This window comes from Hydrogenophaga sp., assembly GCF_030158645.1.
In the GTDB taxonomy this organism is placed as follows: domain Bacteria; phylum Pseudomonadota; class Gammaproteobacteria; order Burkholderiales; family Burkholderiaceae_C; genus Hydrogenophaga.
Genome location: NZ_JAOASO010000029.1, coordinates 1 through 3,387, shown reverse-complemented (window position 1 = coordinate 3,387; position 3,387 = coordinate 1). Strand labels below are relative to the sequence as shown.

The 3,387-nt window shown below is 62.0% G+C and carries 5 protein-coding genes and 1 pseudogene; 3 read left to right on the top strand and 3 right to left on the bottom strand.

The features are described 5' to 3' along the window. The 3 genes from Q1W68_RS02900 to Q1W68_RS02890 form a co-directional block, all read left to right on the top strand. On the top strand, positions 1-626 hold a 626-nt coding region (locus tag Q1W68_RS02900; RefSeq protein ID WP_300715549.1), incomplete at its 5' end, for an ABC transporter substrate-binding protein. 204 nt (positions 627-830) lie between these two features. Next, positions 831-1,424, top strand: coding sequence for a hypothetical protein (locus Q1W68_RS02895; protein ID WP_300653315.1), 594 nt, complete (start codon positions 831-833; stop codon positions 1,422-1,424). A 46-nt stretch (positions 1,425-1,470) separates the two neighbouring features. After that, complete coding sequence (locus Q1W68_RS02890) at positions 1,471-1,896, top strand: DUF2784 domain-containing protein (protein WP_300653313.1); 426 nt, start codon at positions 1,471-1,473, stop codon at positions 1,894-1,896. Here the strand turns inward: Q1W68_RS02890 and Q1W68_RS02885 are convergent. From Q1W68_RS02885 to Q1W68_RS02875, 3 genes and pseudogenes are all read right to left on the bottom strand, one after another. Further along, entirely contained in the window at positions 1,872-2,774 is a 903-nt protein-coding gene (locus Q1W68_RS02885) for an HNH endonuclease signature motif containing protein (protein WP_300653310.1), read from the bottom strand. The genes Q1W68_RS02890 and Q1W68_RS02885 overlap by 25 nt on opposite strands. A gap of 160 nt (positions 2,775-2,934) precedes the next feature. Further along, on the bottom strand, positions 2,935-3,249 hold the full coding sequence (locus Q1W68_RS02880; protein ID WP_300715548.1) for an EthD family reductase: 315 nt from the start codon (positions 3,247-3,249) through the stop codon (positions 2,935-2,937). A gap of 31 nt (positions 3,250-3,280) precedes the next feature. Continuing rightward, positions 3,281-3,387, bottom strand: a pseudogene (locus Q1W68_RS02875) (thioesterase family protein); the annotation flags it as partial.

Below are 3,387 nucleotides of genomic sequence, written 5' to 3'. Positions count from 1 at the left end.
AGCGCGGCGCTGAAGACGGCCTGAAAGCCGCCGGCATGTCGCTCGCGGTGGAAACGAGCTATAAGCGCGGTGCCACCGACTTCTCGTCGCAGATGCAGAAGCTGGCGTCCGAGCAGTGCGACATGGTCGTGATGGGCACCATCATTCGCGAGACCATTGGCGGCATTGCCACGGCCAAGCGCCTGGGCTTCAACCCCACCTTCATCGGATCCAGCGCGGCTTACACCGACCTGATCCACAAGCTCGGCGGCCCCGCCATGAACGGCTTCTACGCCACCATGACGGTACAAAACCCATACACCGACTCGGCTTCGCAGCCGATCCGTTTCTGGGCCAACAAGTACCAGACCAAGTTCAACGAAGACCCCACCGTGTTCTCGGTCTACGGCTACACCGTCATCGACGCCTTCCTGCGCGCAGCGGGCAAGACCGGCAACAACCTGACCACGGACAGCTTCATCAAGGCCATGGACACCATGGTGATCCCGCCGGACATCTTCGGCAGCGCCGAAATGACCTTCAGCCCCACCAAGCGCCTGGGCAGCAACTCGACCCGCCTCTCGCAGCTGCAGGACAACCGCTGGAAAGTGGTGTCCGAGTACATGAAGATCGACGGCGCCAAGTGAGCACCGACTGATCGCTGACTAACACGTTGCCTGCTTCGGCAGGCCATGCGTGCAGCCGCCAACACCCCGTGTGCTGGCGGTTTTTTTTCGCCGGCTTGCCGGGAATGCCCTGAATTCCCGGTGAAACCCCAGGCCAGCAAGACTGGGCGGAAACAGCGAAGGTAGCAATCGGAGCCATTTCGCCCGACCCAACCACGCACCGCCATGCTCGACTTCTTTCGCAACTATTCCGAACAGCTGGAGATCCTGATCGAAGGCGACAACCCCCACGCCGCCGAGCTGCTGCGCCACGCCGATGTGGACCTGCTGCGCAACCACTTGAACCGCGACGAACGCATCACCGCCTACGCCACCGGCCGATCGGTTGGGGTGGGCCGCACGATCTGGGTGGTGACCAGCCATTCGTTGCTGGTGGTGCAGACCGGCACGCGCCCCGGCGTGCGCAAGTTTTCGCTGGGCAGCATCGAGCAGGCGGACATTGAGAAAGGCCGCTACGGCCACGCCCTGAGCGTCTACCTGCCCGGCGCGCGCCTCGGCCTGTATGGCGTGGCGCAGGGCTTTGCGGTGCTGACCGCACGCGCCCTGGCACGCCCCGCCAGACTGGAAGCCACCCCCGCCATCGCCCAGACCGCCCTGAGCGAAGAAGCCCAGGCCCACGCCCAACACGCCTTCGCGGACCTCACCGTGCGCGCCCAGCCCTTGCTGGCCCAGAGCGACGCCGAAGCGCGGCAGCTGCTGCAACAAACCGCCGACCGCGCGCGCAGCGGCGGCCAGCAGCGCGCACCCGAAGCGGCGTAAATCCAACCGCCGGGCACCACCGGCGGCGGGCGCCTAGCATCAGGGCATGCTCACCCTGCCCCCCGCCCAAGCCCTGTGGCTCGCCGACGCCATCCTGGCGCTGCACGTGGGCATCGTCGTCTTCGTGGTGGGCGTGCTGCCCCTCGTTTTGATCGGCGGCGCGCTCGGCTGGCGCTGGGTGCGCCACTTCGGCCTGCGCCTCACCCACCTGGCCCTGATGGTCTTCATCGCCGCCCAGGCTTGGCTCGGCCAGCTGTGCCCCCTGACCGTGTGGGAACAAGACCTGCGCCGCCTCGCCGGCCAAAGCGGCTACCGCGAAAGCTTCATCGAACACTGGCTGGCGCGGCTGCTGTACTGGGACGCGCCTGGGTGGGTGTTTGTGGCGGCGTACACGGGGTTTGCGGTGGCGGTGGGGGTGGCTTGGTGGGGGGTGAGGCCGAGGCGTCTTCAGAATCCAAACTTGAGTCGGTGAAGAGCCAAATACTCCCGCCTTCTGTGCGTGAGGAAGGTGGGATTCAAGACGAAATGTGAAACTGGGATACCCAAAGACACGCGTTCGCCTGATCCAAACGTAGGCTTTGAAAGAAGAATTCCTCCAGAGTCAAACCCGATATACCCCCGATCAAAGGCGGCATCGACACCAGCGGCGAGCAACACTCCATTTTCAGGATCAAGGCGTTCTTGGTTGTTCGAGACCGTCCAGGCCTTGATATGCGAAGCGCGCAAAAGAGGAACAACCGAAAGTCCAGTCACTGCGCAAGCGCCGTTAAATGAGTTGATGAGGTCATCGCGAAACTTACCCTGTCCGATTCGTGCATCGGCGAGACGCTGGACAGTGGTCGGCGTCAACCCCAATCCGATTGGATGTTTGGTGCTGAGAGGAAGTGCGACCAGTGCGCCGAGCCATTCGGCCGCTCTAGAGGAGATTCTGCAAAGGTACTTCTGTGCAACACGACCGCGAACGTCAAGCACAGGATTGGTGCCCGATTGCAACTCAGTCCGCAGACTGCTATTGGAAGTGACAGTTTCCAAAGGAAGGGGCGTAGATAGCTCGTGGTAACTGCAAAACACTGCGCGTCCGCCTTGCAGAGGAGAGTACTTCGTCCCAGCTTCATAAGGACGCCCCATCAATACAGCGGCGCTAGAAGCTACGGCATAGCCACGTAGATGAGAGTTGGCATAAGTGAAGACAACATCCCCTGGCTCAACCTCCGTCATCGTCTCCCAGTGCACGAGCTTCGACCCACCCACTGTTGACGTTCCCGCTGTTCGCTCAGGCGCCCAAAGCAGCCCCGCGTTGCGTTCCTCCAAATAGGTACTCCCCTGGTTTACCCAGAAGGCCTTGATCATCATATTTCCTGGTGTAGTACCGATACGCGTAGTTATACGGTACCCCCAGGGGGTATGCCGGTCTGTGGCTATTTCCTTACGTAATGTTCGTCAAAGTTAGGACGGCATTCCACATCGCATTTTTTTCGATATGCCAAATTCCGCCCTGTGAGCGCAGCCATCACCCCACTACCACCTCACTGATCTGCATCACCGGCGCGATGTCCGTGTAGTTCGGGATGTCCGCCATGATTTCTTGCGCGTGGGGTCCAAAGCCGGCCTGGAAGCTTTCCACGGAGTCGCAGAACAGGTGGCACATGCCCACGTAGGTGGCGGGTGCCCCGGGTGCGCCGCCGGCCATGCCTTTGTCCACCGTGTACGACTTGAGTGCCGCGCCCATACGAGCCTTCACCAAGGGCATATGTTGGTCGCGGTAGTACTCGTGGTTGAAACGCGCGCCCGGGGTGTTGGGGTACATCACGCTGACTTTGATCATGGTTTGTCTCCTTGGGGTGGTGGGGGGAATGTCACGAAACGATATACGCGCCGGCGCCGGTGGACAACAACTTTCCGTCCGCGCCCAGAAACTCCATGCGCGTGCTCGCCACGCGCGAGCCCAGGCGCATGACTTCGG

Bases quoted from the DNA above. Each gene is read 5' to 3' on its own strand.
- Q1W68_RS02890 (WP_300653313.1), top strand. From the start codon at position 1,471: ATGCTCACCCTGCCCCCCGCCCAAGCCCTGTGGCTCGCCGACGCCATC.
- Q1W68_RS02885 (WP_300653310.1), bottom strand. From the start codon at position 2,774: ATGATCAAGGCCTTCTGGGTAAACCAGGGGAGTACCTATTTGGAGGAA.
- Q1W68_RS02895 (WP_300653315.1), top strand. From the start codon at position 831: ATGCTCGACTTCTTTCGCAACTATTCCGAACAGCTGGAGATCCTGATC.
- Q1W68_RS02880 (WP_300715548.1), bottom strand. From the start codon at position 3,249: ATGATCAAAGTCAGCGTGATGTACCCCAACACCCCGGGCGCGCGTTTC.